Raw genomic sequence first — 22,717 nt, 5'->3', positions numbered from 1 at the left:
TTCGTTATTTTCCGTACAAATAAATGATGCCGACAATGAAAAATCCAACACACACGACAAGTAATACTTTTGCTAGTTTTTCCACTTTAACCACTCCTATGAAATACTTGCTCCAATGACAAATGACAATCCAACAGAAATGGATAGAGAAATAAATCCTACAGAGCGATTATCATTTTCAATCTCTCGATCAATATTGAATTTTGGCGTTAAAAATTCAAATAAGAAATACGCCACGATAAGTAAAGCGAAACCATATAAACCCCATCCGATCATTTCAGGAAGGGAATTATGGTTTTCAATGGCGTAACGAAAAATATTCGCTACTCCAAAAATTTTACCGCCCGTTGCCATGGCTACAGCCAGATTGCCTTTTTGAATTTCTTGCCAGTTTTTATATTTCGTAACGATTTCAAACAACACCATCGTTAAAATCAAACACAACACAACAACACTAAAATAACCAGCTGTTTCCACTAAGGGATGCTGCCAAAAATTCATACTTAACATATGTTTACTCCTTCAAACGTTTCTAGCTTTTACGTATGAAACGCTTTTTGGTTTCAAATATCGGAATCCAAACAAATCATAACGATGGAACTGAGTCGTTTATTTTAATTCCACGATGGTAACACCGTGACCGCCTTCACCCGCTTCACCAAAGCGATAACTTTTGACACGAGAATGATTTTTCAAGAATTGTTGTATGCCTTGTCTCAGTGCCCCTGTACCTTTTCCGTGAATAATCGATACTTGATGATAACTAGACAGAATAGCATCGTCAATGTACTTCTCAGCTCTCAGAATGGCATCTTCAAATCGCTCACCACGTAAATCTAAATCTAGTTTTACGTAAGTGTCACGCCCCTTAACATGAGACATGGCCACTGTTTGTTTTTGTTTTTCTGGTTTGAGATACTCTAAATCGGATTCAGCTACTTTCATTTTCAAAATACCGATTTGAACACTCCATTCCGTGTTCGAAACTTTATCCAACAAGATTCCTTTTTGACCGTAACTTAAGACTTTGACTTCGTCACCTTTTGTTAGGGTCATTTGGCGTGCTTTGATTTGTTGTTGTTTCTTCAACACTGTATTTTCAGGAGCGGCTTTTTCAAGGCGTTTTCGTACATCAATTAATTCGTGATCTTTTATGACATGTTGAGCATTTTTTTGCATGGTTCGTAGTTCTGCAATAATACCCTCAGCTTCTCTTCTTGCGTCATCCACAATTTTGCGTGCTTTATCCTTAGCTTTTTGTTCGACTTTATCTTTTTGTTCCTCAAGTTGTTGCAATTGAGCAGACAAATCCGCTTTAATCTTCTCTGATTCAATGCGTAATACACTGGATTGTTCCGCATCTTTTTCAGATTGCTTTCGACTAGCTTCAAGCGAAGCAATCATTGATTCCACTTCATGTCGGTCTGTCCCTGTAAAGGATTGCGCATGTGTAATAATATGTTTCGGCAACCCTAGTCGTTTTGAAATTTCAAAAGCATTACTGCGACCAGGTACGCCAATTAATAATTTATACGTCGGACTTAAGGATTCAACATCGAATTCAACACTAGCATTTGCAACACCCGGTCGATTATAGCCGTAAGCTTTTAATTCTGGATAATGAGTCGTTGCCATGACAAGCGCACCTCGACCATGTACTTCATCTAACAGTGAAATGGCAAGTGCTGCCCCTTCTTGCGGGTCTGTACCTGCTCCAAGTTCATCAAATAGGACAAGGCTACGTTCATCGAATTTTGATAATATATCCACAATATTGACCATATGAGAAGAGAACGTACTCAAGCTTTGTTCGATGGATTGTTCGTCACCTATATCTGCAAAAATTTGATCAAATACAGCCACTTCAGAGCCATCTAACGCCGGAATAGGAATACCAGCTTGAGCCATTAGTGTACACAGACCTACTGTTTTGAGCGTTACTGTTTTACCACCAGTATTTGGTCCAGTGATGACGATTGCTGTTATGTCATCGCCAAATTCAATAGTATTCGCAACCGCTTCTTCTATGTTCAATAATGGATGACGTGCTTTCACTAAACGTATGATACTTTGATCGTTGACTGTTGGTTTCGTACATTTATGTGCTTGACCATATTTTGCTTTTGCTAAAATTACATCAATTTCACCCAAAATTTGAACGAGTCCAAATATATCATGAGCTACCGTTTGAACTTCTAGAGATAGGGCCAATAAAATACGCTCGATTTCTTCTTGCTCTTTCATTTTAAGTCGACGAATTTCATTGTTCGCTTGCACGACTGCATCAGGTTCAATAAATAATGTTTGTCCTGAAGATGACTGATCATGAACAATCCCACCATAGCTTCCACGGTACTCTTGTTTTACAGGAATAACAAATCGATCATTTCTTATTGTGATAATGGAGTCAGATAACATTTTCGAAGCATTTTTGCCCCGTGTATAACTTTCTAATTTTTCACGTACACGACTTTCTTGAGAACGTAATTGCTGACGAATCGTACGCAATTGACTACTGGCACTATCCAAAACTGCCCCATTGTCATCAATACACGCAATGATTTCGTGTTCAAGTGCCGTTAAGATTGGAAGTGCTTGTTTTCGTTCGATAAAGAATGGGATTTTTATGTCTTCTGATGCTTCTACAGCTTCAAGGAATTGACGTAATATACGACTAGCACGAATGGTACTCGCTATCTCCATTAGTTCAGTCGGACTTAACATTCCACCGATTTGAGCACGTCTTGCATGGGCGCGCACATCGAATATGCCACCCATTGGTACATTTCCTCGAACGCGAAGAAGATCTAACCCTTCATCCATTTCATCTAATAATCGCTTAACTTCATGTAACACGATAGAAGGTTCAAGTAAGTCTAATTGCGTTCGTCCCAGTGAGGATGTGCAAAAATTGGCAACTTGCTCTCTCACTTTATCAAATTCGAGTGTTTTCAATGCTCGTTTGGTTATCATTCAAAACACCTCCTCTATTTCTTTAATGGACATTAATCGTTTAAATAATTCTTCAACTTATCATAAGACCATGTATTGACGATTAAGTCTTCTTTTAACCACGCTTTTTGTGCATATTTCACACCAATTTCCATAAATCTTAATTGTTCAATAGCATGTGCATCTGTATTGATGGCAATTGGTACGTTTAAGTTTTGTGCTTCAATTAAATATTCCGTTGCTAAATCTAGTCGATGTGGGTTTGCATTTAATTCTAGAATTTTCCCATATTCTGCAGCCCATTTAATTAATTGTGAAACGTCTGGATCATAGCCATTACGTTTTCCGATAATGCGTCCCGTTGGATGGGCAATCATATCGACGTGTTTATTTTTCATGGCCGTGAAAAGTCTTTCCATAATTTTTTCTTGGGGTTGGTTAAAACTTGAATGAATCGATGCTATGACAAAATCGAGCTCTGCAAGAAGTTCATCATCAAAATCGAGCGAACCATCCGGTAATATATCCATTTCAGTACCCGCCAAAATTTGAATCGATGGATAGTCCTTTTGAATTTTACGAATTTCTGTTATCTGGTCGCGCAAACGTTCCGCAGATAGGCCATTTGCTATTCGTAAATAATGTGAGTGGTCCGTAATCGCCATATGGGTGTAGCCTTTTTCCATACATGCCTCAATCATTTCACGCAATGTATGAGCACCGTCTGATTGTGTGGTATGCATATGCAAATCTGCTTTAATTGCTTCCACATGTATGAGATCTTTCAGCTCATCTTGACGGTCAAATTCTTTAGAATCTTCACGGACAGCCGGTGGGAAATAAGGAAGTCCAAAATGAGCGAAGAAATCTTGTTCAGACTCAAATGTTTGATTTGAGCCGTCTTCTTGCTCCACTCCATACTCACTAATTTTCTTCCCTTGAGATTTAGCTAATTGACGGAGTTTGACATTATGATCTTTTGAACCTGTGAAATGGTGAAGTGCCGTTATGTATGCAGCCGGTTCAACTAACCGGAAGTCGACATCAATCAATTCTTCAAAATCGATAGTTACTGACACTTTTGTGTCACCTGCTGCAATAATTTCAGTTACGGGTAAGTCTTTTAATAGAGCTTCTCTCACTGCCACAATATCTGTAGTTGCGATAATAAAATCAAGATCTTTACTCGTTTCCTTTACACGACGAAAGCTTCCAGCCACTGAGAATTTGTCAATCTGTGTGATTTTACTCAAGATATCTTCAATCACTAAAACAGCCGTTTCTAAACGCCAAATGGGTAAACGATCAGGCCTTGATTCAAATTGGTCCAATTCTTTCATGATTTTTTCTTGTGTTTTTGCACCAAAACCTGCTAGAGCTTGAACTTTTCCTTCTTCACAAGCTCGTTTTAAAGACTCTGCTGAATCCACACCAAGTTCTTGATATAACTTAGCTATTTTCTTTCCACCTAGACCTGGAAGTTTTAATAGAGGTAATAAACCACTTGGCACAGATTCTTCTAACTCTTGCAATACGGATGACTTGCTAGTTTCAATCAATTCATCAATAACAGCGGCCGTTCCTTTACCAATGCCTTTTAATTTCGTCACATCGTCCATTTCAGCAAGGCTTCTTGCATCAAGCTCAAGTGCTTGAGCCGCCTTTCGGAAAGCAGACACTTTAAACGGGTTTTCACCTTTTAATTCCATATATAAAGCAATTTTCTCTAAAGTTTGGATAATGATTTTTTTATTCATAACGATTCCTCCATTCTTCAAATCCCTGTTCAAAAAGGAGCATTAAAAGAGCCGAGTAGGTCGAGGCGGCGTAGCCTTCGAGCACCGCAGCGTATGGTTTTGATACGTGAGGAGCGGAGAAGCAAGCCAATGAAGAGATACGACAGCTATTTTAAGCGGACTTTTTGAACATCCTCTTAAAAAAAACTCCTCTCATCAGGAAGAGAGAAGTTACTACTCAGTATAGATGTACCACCAATTTTTAACCGTCTCTGATATAAATGGAGTTTTTGTTAGCATAGACTCCGCTAAACTAGAGTTTTCAATTAAACTTTGGAAAGGTGCGATTGGCAACAATGCCACCACATAAATTAATATAAACAATAGGACGTAAAATTCAATAAATCCTAAAACTGCTCCAGTGATTTTACTAATAAACCCTAAAACTGGTAAGTATGATAGGAAGTCAAACATGGATGCAACTAGTTGCAACGCGAATTTTATAACAAAAAAGATAAGTGCAAATGCGATTAATTGATAAAATGTTTGATCTAAATCAAGTTTATCAATCGCAAATGTAAGTCTTGAACTCGAGTCTACGGTAGGATATGGAATCCACAAGACAAATTTCTCTGCGAGTGGTTTATAATACGTATAAGCGACAACAAGCGCAATGATAAAACCAGTCATATGTATCAGTTGGACAATTAGTCCACGTTTAGCACCTACGAATAACCCTATTAATAACGCAAGTAAAATAATAATATCTAACATTTATTCAGCCCTTTAACCTTTTGATTTCTTCTTCTAGTTGTTCAATTTGTTCTTTTAATTTAACATATTCGTGAACTGTATTAATTGCTGTAAGGACAGCTAGTTTAGCACTATCTAATGAGGGACTGTGCGAATTAATTTCTCGCATTTTATCATCAACCATTGAAGCAACTAGACGCATATGCCCGCTCGTTTCAGAACCGACCATTTTATACGTTTGCCCATAAATATCTACCGAAACTCGTATTTTATGTTGCTCTGACAAAGGGTACCCTCCTCATCAAAATCCTAATATATATCATACCATGAAATAGATAGACTTGGGAATACGCACCATTAGAAAGGAATGTGTTTATGTCAAACGAGGTTATTGTACTATCCGCAACTCAATTAAAAGAAGTGATGTCTCATTATGCATCTAACCGAATTGAACGCAAGGCTCCAGGAGTGATTTTTGCGGCAAAACTATCAGACACATCAATTACTGCTTATAAGTCAGGCAAAGTATTATTTCAAGGTGGAGGGTCTAGTAGAGAAGCGATGCGTTGGGGGTCGACTCAAGAAAAATCAGCTAAAAAAATCAGTTCAACAAAAGGAGATACATTGCCTGAGAGCTTTGCTTTAAAATCAGTACTTGGATCTGACGAAACTGGAACTGGTGATTTTTTTGGACCAATGACCGTCGCAGCATGTTACGTGCCTGCAGACAAAATTGAACTCATTCAGTTTCTAGGTGTAAAAGACTCGAAAATGTTAACTGATGATTTGATGCGAAAAATTGCTCCTGATCTAAAAGATGCCCTTACTTACAAAATTTTGGTACTTGGCAATGAAAAATATAACACGGTGCAAGCAAAGGGCTGGTCACAAGGCAAAATTAAAGCATTGTTACATAATCAAGCGCTGAAACATGTGCTCACCAAAATTGCTCCTGAAAAACCTGAGTTTATATTAATCGATCAATTTGCAGAACGTGGCATTTACTACAACCATGTAAAAGCTGAAAAGGAAATCATTCGTGAAAATGTCCTATTTTCAACGAAAGCCGAACAACTTCACGTCTCAGTTGCAGCAGCTTCGATTTTAGCTCGCGTCGCATTTTTGGAAGAGATGGATAAGCTCAGTTTATTAGCCGGCATCACCATACCTAAGGGTGCGGGTTCTAAAGTGGATGAAATGGCAGCAAGGCTTTTATTAACAAAAGGTGAAGAATTCTTGACTTCTATTACGAAAAAACATTTTGCGAATACAGGCAAAGCAATCGCTCTTGCTAATAAGAAAAGAAAACTTTAAGGACTGTAGAAGTTAAGGAGATTTCCGGTACGCTTTGCACATTAACCTGATACACCTGAAAATGAAAAAGCTGGAACTATCCTAAAAGTCATAAAATATGACAAAGGTAGTTCCCTTTTTCTATTTAGAAGTGGTTGACTTCCGTTACAGACGGGCGCTTTCCGCGGGCATGGCCTCAGCCTCCTCGTAGAGCAAGCTCTCCTGCGGGGTCTTCCGCTCATGCTATTCCCGCAGGAGTCGCCGTCTTCCACTCCAATCATCTTTTAATTCATCATGTGTCAAAGCATATTGGAATATAATACGTTTGATTGCCAGGGCACAATGGAATTTTAAGTCCTCTAACTAAATTCTTTATCTGATATTTATTCTTACGTCTTTTAATTGTTCTCTTCCATAGGTTAAGGCTCATCTATGCCCATTGCGAGTATTAGAAAAATAGCCATGACCAATATGCAGTAGTTTAGAATCCCTCCAATTAAATCCACAACTTGTTTCTTGGTGCAAATACAATCCAAATAATCGATAGAACACTAAAAATTTTCATGCCAACATATACATCAGCGTCTGATCCTCTCAAAATATAAAAAGCAATAATGCTACTACTAAACATCAGCAATGACATAACTCCGAATTTGTTAATTATGGTCTTCTCCTCAATTTAATTTATTCCTATTTAATTAATACGTTATTCAACCCAAACAGTACCAATAATAAAAAAATTCTTATTTAACTAACCTCGACCGATAAATAAATAATGATTTCAAAGTTTCCATTTCATTCAAGCTAGTGACTTTTAAATATTCTTTCAAAACTTTAATAACGAATAGTGTTGTGTTCAGAAGCGGCCAGTTTTGTAACATTCAAAATTCTATTTAAATTTAACTAGAGATAATCTATTAAAGGTATTAATGGTATAAAAAGGAATTTCTCGAGGGGTGTCGAAGTAATTAAGACAAGGAAAGTTATTAAAATAAATCGTAAGAAACATATGGAATCGCATAGGGGGCATTTGCGTGTTGGAAAATATAGTACAAAATATATCAAAAGTAATGATTGATAAAGAGAATGAAATTGAGCTGATGATTATTGCTTTGTTAAGTGATGGCCATGTTTTATTGGAAGATGTTCCTGGCACGGGTAAGACTACGATGGCTAAATGTTTTTCAAAAAGTATTGATGGCACATTTAATCGATTACAATTTACACCTGACACTTTACCTTCTGACATAATTGGTCAAGAATATTTTGATGTCAAAACAAGTGATTTTAAGATTAGAAAAGGTCCAGTATTCAGTAACGTGATATTAATTGATGAAATAAACCGAGCTGTTCCACGGTCACAATCCGCCCTACTTGAGTTAATGGAAGAAAAGACTGTCACATTAGGTGGAGAATCTTTTCCATTACCAAAACCTTTTATTGTTATTGGTACTCAGAACCCATTTGATTCCATTGGTACATTCCCACTACCCGAAGCTCAATTAGATCGTTTCTTATTAACGATTAAACAAGGCTATCCTTCTTATGAAAATGAGAAAAATATGCTTAAGAGATTCAGAATGGGTAACCCGATTGAAACCATTGAAAGTGTCATATCTATTAATGAGATTATGCGTTTGAAAGAAGAGGTTAAACGAGTATTAATTTCAGATGATATTGAAGATTATCTTATGAAAATCATTCAGAGTACTAGACATCATAAATATGTTGAAATCGGCGTAAGCCCCAGGGGGTCACTTGCCTTTATGAGAGCAATTCAATCACGTGCATTTATACATGGGAGAGATTTCTGTATTCCAGATGATGTAAAAGCATTAGCTCAACCTTTGTTAGCCCATAGAATTTCATTAAATGTAGAGGGTGAAGTAAAGACCACTAAACAACATATCGTACAGGAAATAATAGACCTAACGCCTGTTGCTGTAGAGTCAAGATGATCGTAGCAAAAGAAAAGACCATTTTCTCATCGCCCATTACCTTAAGTTTATTGTCAGTGCTTTTTTTGGTATTTAATTTTCTGGAAAGTTATATAATTGTGGTTCTCCTTGCCTTCTTTTTTAGTTTGGTCTTGTTATCCTATGTGTATCTTAAAACTGTGCAAAGTAAGGTTTCCTGGAAATTTAAAAAGTATAGTCTCTCTTCAAGTGTTGATGACTTAGAAGAGTGTTTTATTGAGATATCAAACGACTCTCACCTCCCTCTTTTCAACTTAGAGATTCGAATTGAGAGTGAGAATGATAAGAATATTGTCTTTCTCAATTCGGAGAACGTAGAGAGTAGTATGGAAAAGATTATAGTGGATGTGCTTCCTAATTCGAAAAAAGTGGTCAAGGTTCTTATTAAAGGTAAAAGTCGTGGACATCATAACTGGTCGAATTTCGAAATATTTCTTAAGGATCCCTTCCATTTACAAGCCTTTCGATTAGTCTATTCTAGAAACTCCCTTCCTACATTCATCGTTCTACCAAGAATTCTAAAGATAAATGAGATTAAATTAAAATCAATTATTTACGGAAATAGGATGACGAACCACTCCTTTTATATGGATGAAACCAAAATTATGGGGACCAAAAACTATGAGAATGAAAGTTTCCGCCATATTCATTGGTTAGCTACCGCAAAGGAAAGCAAAATAGTCGCAAAAAAATATGAAAAAGTAAATGGCAACGAGTACTCGATCTTTTTAAATATCGTGGGGAGTTTAAGTTTTCAATTGCGTCATGATATGGAAGAACTTATTGAATACGCAGTATCAGCTTATAACGTCCTTTCCAAGGAAGGATGTAAGGTAGAATTGTTGGTGAATTACACTACATTAAAAGATGGAGTTCTTAAAGTTGATAGTCATTCTAGTAGATCGCAACTAAAAAAAATGATTGAAACCGTCACGTTAATCGAGACAAAAGGAGTCTTTTTATCTTCTAAGAGCTTTTATAATTATGTATTTAGGTTAAAGGATAGAAATTCTTTGGCTCTTATAATCGGGTCGCCTCCTGACCCGACCCTTTTCAAAGATTGGGTGCAAATAAAACAATAAATGGGGGATCTAAATGAAAAAGAAATTGCTTATTATATCCCTTTTTTTAATAGTCGGTTTAGTTCTCAGCAGTTTGCTAGCGCTTACCTCCCTTTCTGTATCTAAACAAATAAAGTCCACATTTAGTGATGATAATAATGAGTTATTCGAAGATTTTATAAAACTTCCCACTGAAGAAAAGAAAATTCAAGAAGATAAAAAGAGTAATAATTTAGTAGAATGGCTTACAAAACCGCCAACTGTAAAACTGAAATTTGCAGAAGAAAAAAAGGGTAGTGATGAGGTTTTACCCGTTTTAAATTTCAGAGAAAAATTATTGCCATCTGAAGATACAACTCAAAGAACTTATTTAAAAGTTGCTGTCTTTTATTCACTTTTGGTCATATTATTATTCATCACCATATATCTTCTAAGAAAGCGTTACAAAAAGAAAAACAATGGAAGAAGCAATAACCAATATGAGGTTGAGGTAGACCCCAAAAAACTAGCCCAACTAAAAAATAAAGTTGGAACTGAAATAACTCCATTTTTTACTAAGGAGAAAAGTGTAGAAGCATCAATCCCAAAACATGAAATTCGAAAATTGTTACAGGAGTGGGAAGCTAGATTAGTTGGAAAAAACATCAAAAAAGAGGCTGAAACGATTAATGAATGGTTTGAGAGAATTAAAGGTCCATTAGAAATTATTCCTATATATGAAAAAGTTCGATATGGTGAGAAGAATTGTACAGAAGAGGAACTAAAATTTATAAAAAATAGTCTCAATTTGTAAAAGACGATTACGATTTAGAGAATTAGTATTATTTTGATTTGCAAATTTGCTTCTTCTTTGTATTTTTGACTCCAATTTTTTGCATTGCAATCTTTAAAGCAAATAGTCTGCATCGCTGCGCTAGCTTCGAAATATGGTAGTGAGCTATAACGGAAATCAACGGAACAGGTTACCATAGCCTATTCTTTAAAATACTAGGAACACTGAGTTCATGCCATCAGAACTTTCTTATCTGTGAACTAAAAAAAGAGGTAGATTCTCAAGTGATAACCACTTTTGAATCTACCTCTTCTTCTATATTTATCCTCGAAGTTGTGCGTTACCTTCTGTTTCAAGAGCTTTTAACACTTTTGAATGAGCTTTCACGACTTCTTCATCTGTTAATGTACGTTCTGGATCTTCGTACGTTAGAGAGAATGCGACCGATTTTTGACCTAGTTCCATTTTCTCGCCTTCGTATAAATCAAAGACACGTACATCTTTCAATAACTTACCACCCGCACTGCGAATGATTTGTTCTAATTCACCAGCTGCTTTCGCTCGTTCCACAACTAACGCAATATCGCGTGAGATAGATGGGAAACGTGGTACTGGTGTGTACAATAATGGTTCTAAGGAGAAAGTTAATAGTTTCGCCATGTTCAGTTCCATTACATAGGTTTCTTTTAAATCACGTTTCTTTTGTTCTGTTGGGTGCAATTGGCCAACAAGTCCAATCATTTTATCGGCAAGTTTAATGGTCGCTGTTCTACCAGGGTGTAGACCGTCCATTTGCGCTTGCTCAAATGACACATGTTTGTCTAATCCGATTTTCGCAAATAAGCCTTCAATGATTCCTTTTAACACAAAGAAATCGACTGATTTGCGTTCGCCTTGCCAACTATGATCAAGCCATTTACCTGTCATAACTGCAGCAACATGTTCTTCTTCATGAGGAAGTCCTTCTGACGTTTCTCCTAAGAACACGGAACCGGTTTCGAACATCGTTACAGCATCTGCTTTACGCGCAACGTTATAGGTCGCAGCTTCAAGTAAATGTGGAATTAACGATTGACGTAATGTGCTACGATCTTCACTCATCGGCATCAATAATTCTGTTACAGGTGCAGTTTCAAGGGCAAAGCTCTGCGCCAGTTCTTTTGATGTTAACGAATACGTAATCGCTTGTTGCAATCCAGCACCTTCCAAGTAGTTACGAACAATTCGTCGTTGTGCTTGATAAGGAGTTAAGCCGCCTGGAGTTGATTCTCCTTCAGGTAGTGTTAATGGAATTTCGTCGTACCCATATATACGAGCAATTTCTTCTACGATGTCTTCTTCAATTTGAATATCTTGACGACGTGTCGGTGCTTTGATGTAAAGCAAACCATTAGCCGCTTCGAAATCGAATTTTATACGACTTAATATAGACGTCATATCTTCTAAAGGAATTTTCATTCCTAAACGATTATTAATGAAATCTGGAGATACAACCACTTCTTTTTGAGATTTATCTAGTTCATCTACTTTCACACTGCCTTTAAGAATTTCTCCTCCAGCAAGTTGTGCAATTAGTTGAGCAGCACGTTCTGCAGCTGCTTCTACGCGGTTCGGATCCACACCTTTTTCAAAGCGAGAGCTCGCATCACTGCGCAGATTGTGATCTTTTGACGTCTGGCGAACAGAAGCGGGCTTGAAGTATGCTGACTCAATAACGACAGTTGTCGTGCCTTCATGAACTTCAGAATTCGATCCACCCATAACTCCAGCAATGGCTACTGCTTCTTGACCATTTGTAATGACTAATTGATGTGACGCTAATTCACGTTCTTGTGTATCTAACGTCGTAATTTTTTCACCTTGACGAGCAGCGCGCACTACGATTTCTCCCGTTTGCAAACGATCATAATCAAATGCATGAAGCGGTTGACCATATTCCATTAATACATAGTTCGTTACATCCACAACGTTATTATGTGGACGAACGCCTGCAGCCATCAAACGTTGCTGCAACCATAATGGAGATTCACCGATTTTTACATTTTTCACGACTTTTGCGATATACAGAGGGTTTGCATCCATGTCTTCTACACGAAGTTTTAAGACATTTGCAGCTTCTTCAGTTGATGTCGAATAGCTAATCTCAGGGTACTTCATATCTTCCGAAAGAATGGCACCAACCTCATATGCTACGCCTAACATACTCATAGCATCTGCTCTGTTTGGTGTTAAACCAAGTTCGAGCACAATATCATGTAAACCAAGAATTTCAAGTGCATCTGTCCCAGCTAGAGTATCAGCAGGTAACACGTAAATTCCTTCTGCATATGCTTTAGGTACAAGCTTGCCTTCAATAGCAAGTTCTTGAAGTGAGCAAATCATGCCGTTTGATTCTTCTCCGCGAAGCTTTGCTTTTTTAATTTTGATTCCACCAGGTAATACTGCACCTGGACGTGCAACAATTACTTTTTGACCTTTTGCTATGTTTGGAGCGCCACAAATAATTTGTGTAACTTCTTCCCCAACATCAACTTGGCAAATAGATAATTTATCTGCTTCGGGATGTTTTTCGCATTCTAAAACATTTCCGACTACTATGTTTGTCATGCCATGAGAACGATCGATAACTGCGTCTACTTCAATCCCAGAACGCGTAATTTTTTCTGCAAGTTCTGCTGGATCTACCCCATTTATATCTATATAATCAGCTAACCATTTAGTTGAAACTAACATGTGATCTCCTCCTTACACTTCAGTCCGGTGAAATTGCGAAATGAATCGCACGTCATTCGTATAAAAATGACGAATGTCTTCCACTCCATATTTCAACATCGCAATACGTTCTGGTCCCATTCCAAATGCAAATCCTGACAGTCGTTTCGAATCATATCCTGCCATTTCTAATACATTCGGATGTACCATACCAGCACCTAAAATTTCAAGCCACCCTGTTTTTTTACAAACGTTGCAGCCACTACCTCCACATTTGAAACATGAAATATCCATTTCAACAGAAGGCTCTGTGAATGGGAAGAAACTTGGACGCAAGCGAATTTCGCGATCATCGCCAAACATTTTCTTCGCAAATACAGATAATGTTCCTTTTAAATCACTCATACGAATATTCTCGCCAATAACAAGACCTTCGATTTGAGTGAACTGGTGTGAATGCGTCGCGTCATCGCTATCACGGCGATACACTTTACCTGGACAAATAATCTTAATCGGTTCTCCACCATTTGCCTCCATCGTGCGAGCTTGAACTGGAGATGTATGTGTACGAAGCAAGATATCTTCAGAAATGTAGAATGAATCTTGCATATCACGCGCAGGATGTCCTTTTGGCAAGTTCAATGCTTCAAAGTTATAGTAATCCTTTTCTACTTCAGGACCTTCAGCAACTTCATATCCCATGCTGATAAATAAATCTTCAATTTCTTCTACTACTCGTGTTAAAGGATGATGATTTCCAGTTTTTGCTGGACGACCTGGTAATGTCACATCAATCGATTCATTTTCAAGTTGTTGTTGAATAGCCGCGTCTTCTAATAACACTAAGCGCTCATCCAAAACGGACGTTACTTCTTCACGAACTACGTTTACAAGTGCCCCCATTTTAGGACGCTCTTCAGCAGGAAGTTTCCCCATGCCTTTTAACAAATCTGTAATCGGGCCTTTTTTCCCTAAATAGGCTACTCGAACATCTTGTAGTTCTTTCACACTTGAAGCGGCTTCTATTTTGCCAATCGCTTCTTGTTTCAATTGTTGTAATTGTGCTTGCATTTGTAAATCCTCCCTCTAAAAAAATAAAAAACCCCGCCCCTGAAAAAGGGACGAGGAACTATTTCGCGGTACCACCCTGATTACTACGCTGAGTTTCCAGACGTAATCACTTCATTGAATTAACGGCTCTTCACCGGCACATCTTTACAGCAATCGCTGGTCCTGATGGCAACTCGCGGGGTGAACTTCGATGAACCTTCTATATTTGCACTTTCAGTCTGGGTGCAAACTTCCTACATAAAAGGAGTTCATGTACTCTTCCCGGTCACAGCTTTTAACGTATCAAATTACTATCTATTATACGCGGAATTTAATTTTTCATCAAGATTCATTTTTCCATTGGAATTAATGTATAAAGAAGAATTCCCGTAGCGACAGCGACGTTTAATGATTCAGCTTGTCCTAATAATGGGATTTTTAAATTCATATCTGTTTTCACAAGAAGTTCTTGTGACAATCCACTGCCTTCATTGCCCATAATTAAAGCAAATCGCGACTGAGGTTCTACATGATTATATGTCACCGAGTCATTTAAAGATGTGCCATAAACTGGTATTTTTTGACTTTTGAAAGCTCGAAGCCAATCAGATAAATCACCTTTTAAGATGGGGATATGAAAGTGGGAACCTTGAGCAGAACGCACAGTTTTCGGATTATAAGCATCTGCTGTGCCTTTTCCTAATATAACTGCATCTATACCAGCTGCATCTGCAGTACGGATCATTGTTCCAACGTTGCCTGGATCTTGAACTGCATCGATCATCAAGATTCGCGTCCAATTTTGTTGCTCTTCTTGAGTAGACGTAGGTTGAACACAATGTGCATAAATGCCTTGTGAATATTCAGTTTCTGCAATTTCTTTTGCAATTTCCATCGTTATTTCTGCCATAGTAATGCCTTCAAGGTTCCAGTTAGTTGGAATCTTCATTCCTTCTCTAACTATAAGTGTTAGAACTGATGAGGGTTGCTTCAAAGCTTCTTCAACTAAATGGATGCCTTCAACTAAAAATTCTCCTGATTTGTCACGGTCTTTTCTTATTGTTACAAGCTTTTTCCAATGTTTCACTTGTGCGTTTGATGAGGATTCAATGCGTTTCATTTGTATTTGTACCACCTTTTTCTTTAAGTGTAACAAATTCATGTATAAGTGGCGAGGGGAGCGGACAAAATGATGTGTGAGGAGGCGAGATTATGGACTTTCAAATTCGAGATGCAATAACGGCTAACATGATTGGAAACGACGCTTCACAAATCCGTGACGTCGTTGAAGATGCAATTAAACGTGGAGAAGAACACTTACTACCTGGGCTTGGTGTATTTTTTGAAAAATGGTGGCAAACCGCGCCAGAACCGGAAAAAGAATCAGTATTGAAACACTTAGAACAATCATTTCAAGGATAGGAAAAGTCTCCGTTTGCAACGGAGACTTTTTTCCTTTTATATATCACGCACAAAGAAATCAAAACCAAGTGACGTTAAAATACCGAATACCAATGCCCACAAGGCAATGCTGATTACCGACCAAATAGTCGTCTGTCTTTTGCTTGCACCTAGCGTCATACCTATGAACGCAGCAATATGTGTCCCAATTAAGACGGGTCCAAGCAACAGCATGCCAGGAAGTCCATATTTATTCCATATCTTCTTCGCACGATCGCTACGTTTGGATTCTTTTTGTTCTTTGCCTTCTCTTCTCTTTGAAAGCCATAAATTAAAACGATCGTATCCAATGATTAAAGCCATTACGGTGACCATATTTCCAACAAATCCCACTATTACAACCCAAAATGGATTTAAACCTCTAATGATACCAAGTGGAATGACTAATGCCATTTCAAGCCATGGAATAGCCGCCCCTAAAAACACTAAAAAATATTCCCACATTTACTCCTCATCCTCTCTAAGATGTTTCCTGATTTCTAAGTAGTAAATTAAGTACTGCATTAATGCTAAAAATAAAATCCCGATAATCACCCAAAATCTTGGCAGTTCAAAAACCATATAAATACCTGCAAAGAAAGGGAGAGCCCAGACGAAAAAGGTATATACTTTTTGGGCTGCTCTTCTAGTGATGTGCGTCATTCCCTCGTCTTGTTCTAAAAATTCTATGGGTTTAATTTGCCACATTGATAGTTTTTGATCAGGATGTTGTTTATTATGACTATAGATTTTTCGTATGAATATAAGACCAGCGATCGATGAAATGAAAAGCGCTCCAAGCAAGAAGATTGACTCAATTTGATTAAACTCTAAAGAATAACTAAATCCTTCAGAGTTATGATTGAATTCTTTAGAGACTCCAATGATACTAAATGCCATAAAACCAAACAATACGATAAACGCCATTTGGTATAATGGGTATTGTACTCGAATATCTTTTTTCATTTTGATATCTCCCCTTCCAACCAAAATAATTCATCTACTTTTATTTCAAACTCTCTCGCAATCTTTAAAGACAATGTAATTGATGGTGAAAACTCCCCTTTTTCGATGAATCCGATGGTTTGCCTTGTTACACCAACTCGTTCAGCTAACTCCCCTTGTGAAAATCCAAACCGTGCACGCAGTTCTTTAACTCGGTTATGGAGCATATTATTCTTCTCTCCTCCATGTTAAGTATTATATTCTTAATGTATACTATTCTTAACATAATGTAAATAATACTTAACATTTTAAACAAAAAATTTCCAAACAAAAAGTTCCCGAGAGATTACTCAGGAACTTTTTTGTATTAGGAAAGGATAGATGCCAAAATGGCTTTTTGTGCATGTAAACGATTTTCTGCTTGTTGGAATACCGCTGAGTGTGTTCCGTCAATAATGGACGTTGCTACTTCTTCTTCACGATGTGCAGGCAAGCAATGTAGAAATAAGTAATCAGGTTTTGCATGCTGAACGAGTTCTTCGTTTATTTGATACCCTTCAAATGCTTGTAGTCGAGCGGCTGTTTCTTCTTCTTGCCCCATACTAGTCCAGACATCTGTGTATATAACATCTGCATTTTCCACTGCTTCAATTGGATTCATAGTCGTTTCAATTGTTGATCCATTTAATACAGCTAGTTTTTGTGCTTTCGCTAATATGCTACTGTCTACTTCAAATCCAAGCGGCGAGGCGATTGATACATTTACTCCAAGATGAGCACAAGCGATTATGAGTGAATGTGCAACATTATTGCCATCTCCAACATAGGCTAACTTTTGTCCTTGTAAATAGCCTTTGATTTCATGAATCGTTAATAGATCTGCTAGGGCTTGACATGGATGAAATAAATCGGTTAAGCCGTTAATGACAGGAATGGTTGCAGCATGAGCCAATTCCTCGACCATTTTATGAGAATTAGCACGGATCATAATGCCGTCTAAGTATCCAGATAAGACTTTTCCAGTATCTGAAACGGGTTCTCCACGTCCGATTTGCAAATCTCTTGCATGCATATAGATTGCATGACCACCTAATTGATTCACGCCTACTTCAAATGAAATACGCGTTCTTGTTGAGTGCTTTTCAAAGATAAGACCCACCGTTTTCCCAACTAGTAATGGAGGATGTACATCACTTTTCGCTAAACTCTTTAATGCACCCGCTAGTTCTAACAACTTCTTCACTTCTGTGGATGAATAATCAAACCAAGTCAATAAATCTTTTCCTTTTACACTTCCAACCACTTCAAGGTTAACGTATTCTAATAATTTCATAAAAATCCACTCCCATATATTATTATGTATTCCTTATTATAATTATGCATAGATATAAAAGCAAGTGAATAATTATGTAATAATACTAAAAAGAAGAGCGTCTTGTTACAGGACGCTCTTCTTGTGTATTTACCTATAGATATTTAGCTAATTCGTTAAGCTAACATTTTGGTTCAATATGAGGGAGTGGTTTGTTTACAATTACAGGAGGAAGAGGATTAATTACACAGAAACAACTTAGAACAACAATTATGCATGTATCTGTTTTCCTAAGAGAGTAAACATCTTCATATGAGTCCACTGGATATCCATCCATATCAATAGCTTCGAGTAGTGACAATTCTGCACAACACGTTTCCTCATTCAATTTTTCTAAACGGAAATACGGAGTTGCGATTCCTTTGTAGTAAACCGTAAATGGTTTTTGACTATCCATGTTAAAAAGCATAAAGGGAATGGTATCCATTTTTCGAGATTTATTTATGAATTTTAGACCCACGTCCCTTTCAGTTACTAGTTTTTGTTCTTTTTGTAATATTTTCATTGCAAGACAAATGCTACTTATTTTATCCATCTCTTATTCGCCCCCTTCCTTTGCAAATGATATATTTTACTTATATTTTTACATGGATAGATCTACAAAGGTTGGGTTGAATAACGAAATCGATTTATACGACTTTCTTATCTTGAAGGGCCAGATATGCAGCATAAGGAATAATATTCCTTGCAGCATCAAACACGCGATAGCCATAACCTGGTCTCCAATTCACTTCATATATCCATATCTTTTTATTTTCATCTATCCCGATATCAATTCCGAGCTCATCCAGTGATCTTATATACATATCATCAAATTTTTTTGGAAACTGTAGCGCAAAATGTTCTAAAGCCTTCTTGATATCATAACTTTCTAATCCAAATTCTCCTTCTAAAAACTTATCGAGTTTCCCAGTGTAGCCTCCACTACTAACATTGCTGACGATTCCGTCTTTAGAACCAATACGCGGATAAATTAACGTAGTATCCCAATCTCCTAAACCATTTTTTTGTACATGAATTCGTATATCAAAAGGGAGTCCATCCTTAGTCTTACAATATACAAATGGTTGAACTAAAAATATCTTCTCTTTTATATGAGTTTCAATAAATGAAATTAGTTCAGCTTCATCAACTGTACTTTGTTTGATGCCTTTGATGAGGTTAAATTGATTGTTATCCCTCTCGATATAAATAACATTATTTCCGTTATTTCCAGACAATGGCTTAATCACTATTTTTTTATAATCGTTTAATGCATTTACTACTGTTTGTGGTCCCTTGATTTTTGCAGATGGAATTAGATAGTTGGAGAATTCGGCCATTTCCTTAATTTTTCTGTACACTTTTAATTTGTTTCCGATGGAATGACTTGTAAAGGGGATAATCTTTTTGAGTTTACGATAGACTTTTTTTCCTTTTACTGTTTTTAAACTGGTAGGATTATAAATTACATCCGGAAACATCATTTTTCTTTGAATCCATTTTCCTTCTTCGAACATATATCCATTGATCATTTTTTCTTCGAATTTTACGTTTCCTGGAGAAAAATAAAAAAATTCAATACCTTCCATTTTAGCAACAGCGGCACAAGCATAAGCCTTCTTAACCTTTTGAGGATGTTTTCTAAAATGAAGCATTCCGACCGTTACCATCTCACTCATCTCCTATAAAGGCTCCAAATAGAATTTAATATGACTCGTTGCGTTTACTGCGTTTTTCTTTGCTTCTTCTGGTGTATCTCCAGAGGCAATCACATAAGCATATCGCTGCCCCATTGATATTGGAGGGATCATACTTGCTCCTTTACGTGGCTTTATATAAACTTCTCTCACTCCAGGTAGATTAGTGGCCATGTTTTTACCTGTCACTTTTAATAGTTTCCCAGATGAATTAATAATAAGATAATGGGTATATATATTTTGTTCGTGTTTTCTCTCTAAATCGGGTTCATTATCGAGATAAGACATCATCGTTTCTTCTACTAAGTTAATTCCATATGCTTCTTCGATCATTCGATTCATGGCTCCGCCAGATATTCTTGGATTGATCTCAATCAACTTCCAATTACCATGTACAAGTCTAATTTCAAGATGACACGCAGCATTTACTACTCCTAAATCTTTAATGATCGATTCTACAGCATCAAACAAGCTTCTGTATAAACTTTCTTCAGGATCAGGTTGTATTTCATAACCGGTTACAATAAATTTTATTATTTTGGTGATATCCTGTTTTACAATAGCAACAATATTTAAATTACCTTTATGCACGAGAACCTCCACTATATATTGAGGTCCATCTAAATATTCTTCGATTAAAATATCTTGATTTGGATAAAGCTTTGAAATTTTTTCTATTTTCTTTTTCATTTCAAATTTATTTTGGACTAAATAGACATCCTTCGATCCTCCAGAAACAGGTGATTTTACAATTAGCGGATAACTATGTCCCTTATTAATAAAATTTCCCAATTCGTCGTTCGGAAGAAATACATCATATTTGGGAGCCGTTGCATTTTTTTGTAACGTATTTCTCGTCAGGATTTTATCTTCCATTTTTTTAAAAGCTTCTACAGAGATATTTGAATTACATAATTCATTCATAAGTTCTGCAGCTAAAGATACATAAGGATCCACAAAGCTAATAATCGCCTTTATAATTCTTCCTTGATGTTGAAGTCTTTTATACTCCGTTCGGATATGATCTTCTGTCAGATCTTCTAAATAGATCATTTGTGAAACATCTGGAAATTCTTTTCGTTGCTCTATATAATTTATTTTTTCAGTTAACAATACCGTAAGATATCCTAAGCGATCAGCTGCTTTAATTGCTTCTCTACTTGAGCCGGATTTCTTAGTGCCAATAAATAAAATTGTGTACATGTCATCCTCCTTATTAGTAAAGAAACCAATCTTTACTTACTAATTAAATCTTCAAAAGCCTACTACACTCACCTTAAAATAAGTCATCATTGTTATATCTTCTAATTTAACTTAGTCCTTCAATAATATGCTTTAATATATGTATTCACTTAGGCTATGAAAGGTGTTTATATCCATACGAATACTAATAACTTAAGTTAAATTACGTATATTAAGTGAACAATCGCACACTATTCTTCATAGTAAATTCCCCAATTGTAAACGCTGAATTTTTAGTCCGTTAAAATGTTTTTAACCCTGTTTCTCTCCTTAAAATTGTAGACACTTAAAAAACCCAAAACAGGGTATTTTTAAGTGTCTACAAGTACAGAGTTCTTCAGTGATTGGCTTCACGAGCTTTTACTTCTCTTTATCTAAAGGAAATCCAGCTAGATATTTTGCATATGAAAGTTTCGAATAATAAATCTTTGTAACAGCATCTTTAGGAAAAGAGTTTTTAAAAGCTGGATATCTATGGTTTAGTTCAATCAAACTGATATGTTGATGACGATCGATAGCGATGTCTACACCGTGCCTATAGATATTTTCGTATTTATCAATTTCTTCAGCTGCTTTAATTGCAATCCCAGACATGGCTTCTTGGATACTTAAGACCTGATCTTCAGAAATATGAAACGTTTCAGCCATCAATTTAATTACATTATTTGTTCTTCCTCCATTAGAAAGGTTGCTTACAATACTCCCCTTACTCCCTTTCCTAGCGATCATGCCTACATCTTCCCATTGGCCAGTCTGGTTTTTCACTAGAAAAATTCTAAAATCAATAATATGGCCTTTCTGTAATTGTGAATCTATTTGTTCTTGGATAATATATTTATTCTTTTTCAAATGATTTTTAACATAATTAAGCAGTTCATTTTCAGTGGATAAATACATCTTCTTATTTTTTTGTTTAAATCGGTACTGAATGCTATAACGACTAGGTTCCGCTACCATTTTCATTATTCCAATTCCCTTTAACCCATAAATCGGTTTCACATAAACAGTACCGAAGCGTTTCAGACCATTTAATACATCCTTCGGTCTTTTATAGAGAACGGTTTTTGGTAAATGAGGAAGTAACTCCTTATTATCGCTAAGATATTGATACATTTTCCACTTATTAATAGAATTTGAATTAAAAAAACGTGAGCCGTACAGATTCTTTAGAAATTTAATTCTGTTTTTGGACAATGCCATTTCTTTTACTATGACAGTAGGAAAAGGAAAAGTACCTTTTTCCCATTCTTTAGTAGATGAATTGTATAAATAACCGAGGATTGTTTCGGTTTTATGGTCCATATCTTCCCAAGAAAAAGCAATAATAACACCATTCAATAAAGGGTATTGTTCAATTATTCGATGTTGCTTTTTTAGTTTTCTCTTGAGTTTCGCATGGGATTTGGCAATTAATAGTCCAATAAATGGACCGATTGTGATATTTCCGTTGTGGATTGCTATCTCATAATCAACCCCTAAAGGGAATTGCAAATATTCTATAATCGTATTCGTTACCCCTATTTCGTTCTCTCTTAGCATATCTGATTGTTGATATGTAACCTCCATTTCTTTTAAACCAAAGGATATTGTAGTTGTCCCCGTGGTTTCATTGATTAATTTAAATTGGGTAGGATGTAAAAAAAGACAATGACCATCGTTACTTATAGAAACTATCTTAAAAATAATACTCAATGAATCTACCTCCATATTCTCTTTTCTTCTGTTAGACGCTTT

At 36.5% G+C, this 22,717-nt stretch carries 21 protein-coding genes and 1 other annotated feature; of the genes, 5 read left to right on the top strand and 16 right to left on the bottom strand.

Going from position 1 to position 22,717, the window contains the following annotated elements; translation table 11 throughout:
• Nucleotides 1–96: 96 nt before the first annotated feature.
• From ACFPYN_RS07360 to zapA, 5 genes are all read right to left on the bottom strand, one after another.
• The gene (locus ACFPYN_RS07360) at nt 97–510 is read right to left on the bottom strand and encodes a DUF350 domain-containing protein (RefSeq protein WP_377733335.1); all 414 of its coding nucleotides are present in this window, start codon (nt 508–510) and stop codon (nt 97–99) included.
• Between the two features lie 99 nt (nt 511–609).
• Nucleotides 610–2,973, bottom strand: a complete 2,364-nt coding sequence (locus tag ACFPYN_RS07355; RefSeq protein WP_377733334.1) for an endonuclease MutS2 — start codon at nt 2,971–2,973, stop codon at nt 610–612.
• A gap of 32 nt (nt 2,974–3,005) precedes the next feature.
• Entirely contained in the window at nt 3,006–4,709 is a 1,704-nt protein-coding gene (gene polX / locus ACFPYN_RS07350) for a DNA polymerase/3'-5' exonuclease PolX (protein WP_377733333.1), read from the bottom strand.
• Nucleotides 4,710–4,922: 213 nt separating this feature from the next.
• The gene (locus ACFPYN_RS07345; RefSeq protein WP_377733332.1) at nt 4,923–5,462 is read right to left on the bottom strand and encodes a CvpA family protein; all 540 of its coding nucleotides are present in this window, start codon (nt 5,460–5,462) and stop codon (nt 4,923–4,925) included.
• Between the two features lie 4 nt (nt 5,463–5,466).
• Nucleotides 5,467–5,727 carry a cell division protein ZapA gene (gene zapA, locus ACFPYN_RS07340; RefSeq protein WP_377733331.1) on the bottom strand — a complete coding sequence of 87 codons (261 nt, stop codon included), beginning with the start codon at nt 5,725–5,727 and terminating at the stop codon, nt 5,467–5,469.
• 89 nt (nt 5,728–5,816) lie between these two features.
• Between zapA and rnhC the strand changes: the two genes are divergently transcribed.
• The 4 genes from rnhC (at nt 5,817) to ACFPYN_RS07320 (ending at nt 10,564) form a co-directional block, all read left to right on the top strand.
• Entirely contained in the window at nt 5,817–6,755 is a 939-nt protein-coding gene (gene rnhC, locus ACFPYN_RS07335; RefSeq protein WP_377733330.1) for a ribonuclease HIII, read from the top strand.
• A 1,007-nt stretch (nt 6,756–7,762) separates the two neighbouring features.
• Entirely contained in the window at nt 7,763–8,692 is a 930-nt protein-coding gene (locus tag ACFPYN_RS07330) for an AAA family ATPase (protein WP_377733366.1), read from the top strand.
• On the top strand, nt 8,689–9,792 hold the full coding sequence (locus ACFPYN_RS07325; protein WP_377733329.1) for a DUF58 domain-containing protein: 1,104 nt from the start codon (nt 8,689–8,691) through the stop codon (nt 9,790–9,792). Before ACFPYN_RS07330 ends, ACFPYN_RS07325 begins: the two co-directional genes overlap by 4 nt.
• A 13-nt stretch (nt 9,793–9,805) precedes the next feature.
• Nucleotides 9,806–10,564, top strand: a complete 759-nt coding sequence (locus ACFPYN_RS07320; protein ID WP_377733328.1) for a hypothetical protein — start codon at nt 9,806–9,808, stop codon at nt 10,562–10,564.
• Nucleotides 10,565–10,864: 300 nt separating this feature from the next.
• On the opposite strand, the gene pheT is transcribed toward ACFPYN_RS07320, so the two are convergent.
• The 3 genes from pheT to ACFPYN_RS07305 form a co-directional block, all read right to left on the bottom strand.
• Nucleotides 10,865–13,276 carry a phenylalanine--tRNA ligase subunit beta gene (gene pheT, locus ACFPYN_RS07315; RefSeq protein ID WP_377733327.1) on the bottom strand — a complete coding sequence of 804 codons (2,412 nt, stop codon included), beginning with the start codon at nt 13,274–13,276 and terminating at the stop codon, nt 10,865–10,867.
• Nucleotides 13,277–13,288: 12 nt separating this feature from the next.
• Nucleotides 13,289–14,326: a phenylalanine--tRNA ligase subunit alpha gene (pheS, locus tag ACFPYN_RS07310; RefSeq protein WP_377733326.1), complete on the bottom strand. Its 1,038-nt coding sequence runs from the start codon at nt 14,324–14,326 to the stop codon at nt 13,289–13,291.
• Between the two features lie 43 nt (nt 14,327–14,369).
• Nucleotides 14,370–14,604 (bottom strand) — a binding site (T-box leader).
• Between the two features lie 50 nt (nt 14,605–14,654).
• Entirely contained in the window at nt 14,655–15,425 is a 771-nt protein-coding gene (locus tag ACFPYN_RS07305; protein WP_377733325.1) for a TrmH family RNA methyltransferase, read from the bottom strand.
• Between the two features lie 92 nt (nt 15,426–15,517).
• Between ACFPYN_RS07305 and sspI the strand changes: the two genes are divergently transcribed.
• Nucleotides 15,518–15,727, top strand: a complete 210-nt coding sequence (gene sspI, locus ACFPYN_RS07300; RefSeq protein WP_377733324.1) for a small acid-soluble spore protein SspI — start codon at nt 15,518–15,520, stop codon at nt 15,725–15,727.
• 36 nt (nt 15,728–15,763) lie between these two features.
• Here sspI and ACFPYN_RS07295 read toward each other — a convergent pair whose 3' ends face one another.
• The 8 genes from ACFPYN_RS07295 to ACFPYN_RS07260 all read right to left on the bottom strand — a co-directional run bounded on the left by ACFPYN_RS07295 (nt 15,764) and on the right by ACFPYN_RS07260 (nt 22,675).
• A complete protein-coding gene (locus tag ACFPYN_RS07295) occupies nt 15,764–16,210 on the bottom strand; it encodes a small multi-drug export protein (RefSeq protein ID WP_377733323.1) in 447 nt (148 codons plus the stop codon).
• Entirely contained in the window at nt 16,211–16,711 is a 501-nt protein-coding gene (locus tag ACFPYN_RS07290) for a hypothetical protein (protein WP_377733322.1), read from the bottom strand.
• Entirely contained in the window at nt 16,708–16,917 is a 210-nt protein-coding gene (locus tag ACFPYN_RS07285; RefSeq protein WP_377733321.1) for a helix-turn-helix transcriptional regulator, read from the bottom strand. Before ACFPYN_RS07285 ends, ACFPYN_RS07290 begins: the two co-directional genes overlap by 4 nt.
• Before the next feature lie 140 nt (nt 16,918–17,057).
• Complete coding sequence (gene argF / locus ACFPYN_RS07280; protein WP_377733320.1) at nt 17,058–18,023, bottom strand: ornithine carbamoyltransferase; 966 nt, start codon at nt 18,021–18,023, stop codon at nt 17,058–17,060.
• Between the two features lie 160 nt (nt 18,024–18,183).
• On the bottom strand, nt 18,184–18,597 hold the full coding sequence (locus ACFPYN_RS07275) for a CotY/CotZ family spore coat protein (RefSeq protein ID WP_377733319.1): 414 nt from the start codon (nt 18,595–18,597) through the stop codon (nt 18,184–18,186).
• Between the two features lie 94 nt (nt 18,598–18,691).
• Nucleotides 18,692–19,714: a YheC/YheD family endospore coat-associated protein gene (locus ACFPYN_RS07270; RefSeq protein WP_377733318.1), complete on the bottom strand. Its 1,023-nt coding sequence runs from the start codon at nt 19,712–19,714 to the stop codon at nt 18,692–18,694.
• A gap of 12 nt (nt 19,715–19,726) precedes the next feature.
• Nucleotides 19,727–20,944, bottom strand: coding sequence for an ATP-grasp domain-containing protein (locus ACFPYN_RS07265; protein WP_377733317.1), 1,218 nt, complete (start codon nt 20,942–20,944; stop codon nt 19,727–19,729).
• Between the two features lie 399 nt (nt 20,945–21,343).
• Nucleotides 21,344–22,675, bottom strand: coding sequence for a YheC/YheD family endospore coat-associated protein (locus ACFPYN_RS07260; RefSeq protein WP_377733316.1), 1,332 nt, complete (start codon nt 22,673–22,675; stop codon nt 21,344–21,346).
• Between the last annotated feature and the right edge of the window lie 42 nt (nt 22,676–22,717).

It is taken from the genome of Paenisporosarcina macmurdoensis, assembly GCF_042658845.1.
GTDB classification, from domain to species: domain Bacteria; phylum Bacillota; class Bacilli; order Bacillales_A; family Planococcaceae; genus Paenisporosarcina; species Paenisporosarcina macmurdoensis.
Note: the sequence above shows the minus strand (reverse complement) of the source record. Positions and strands in the feature narration are given on the sequence as shown.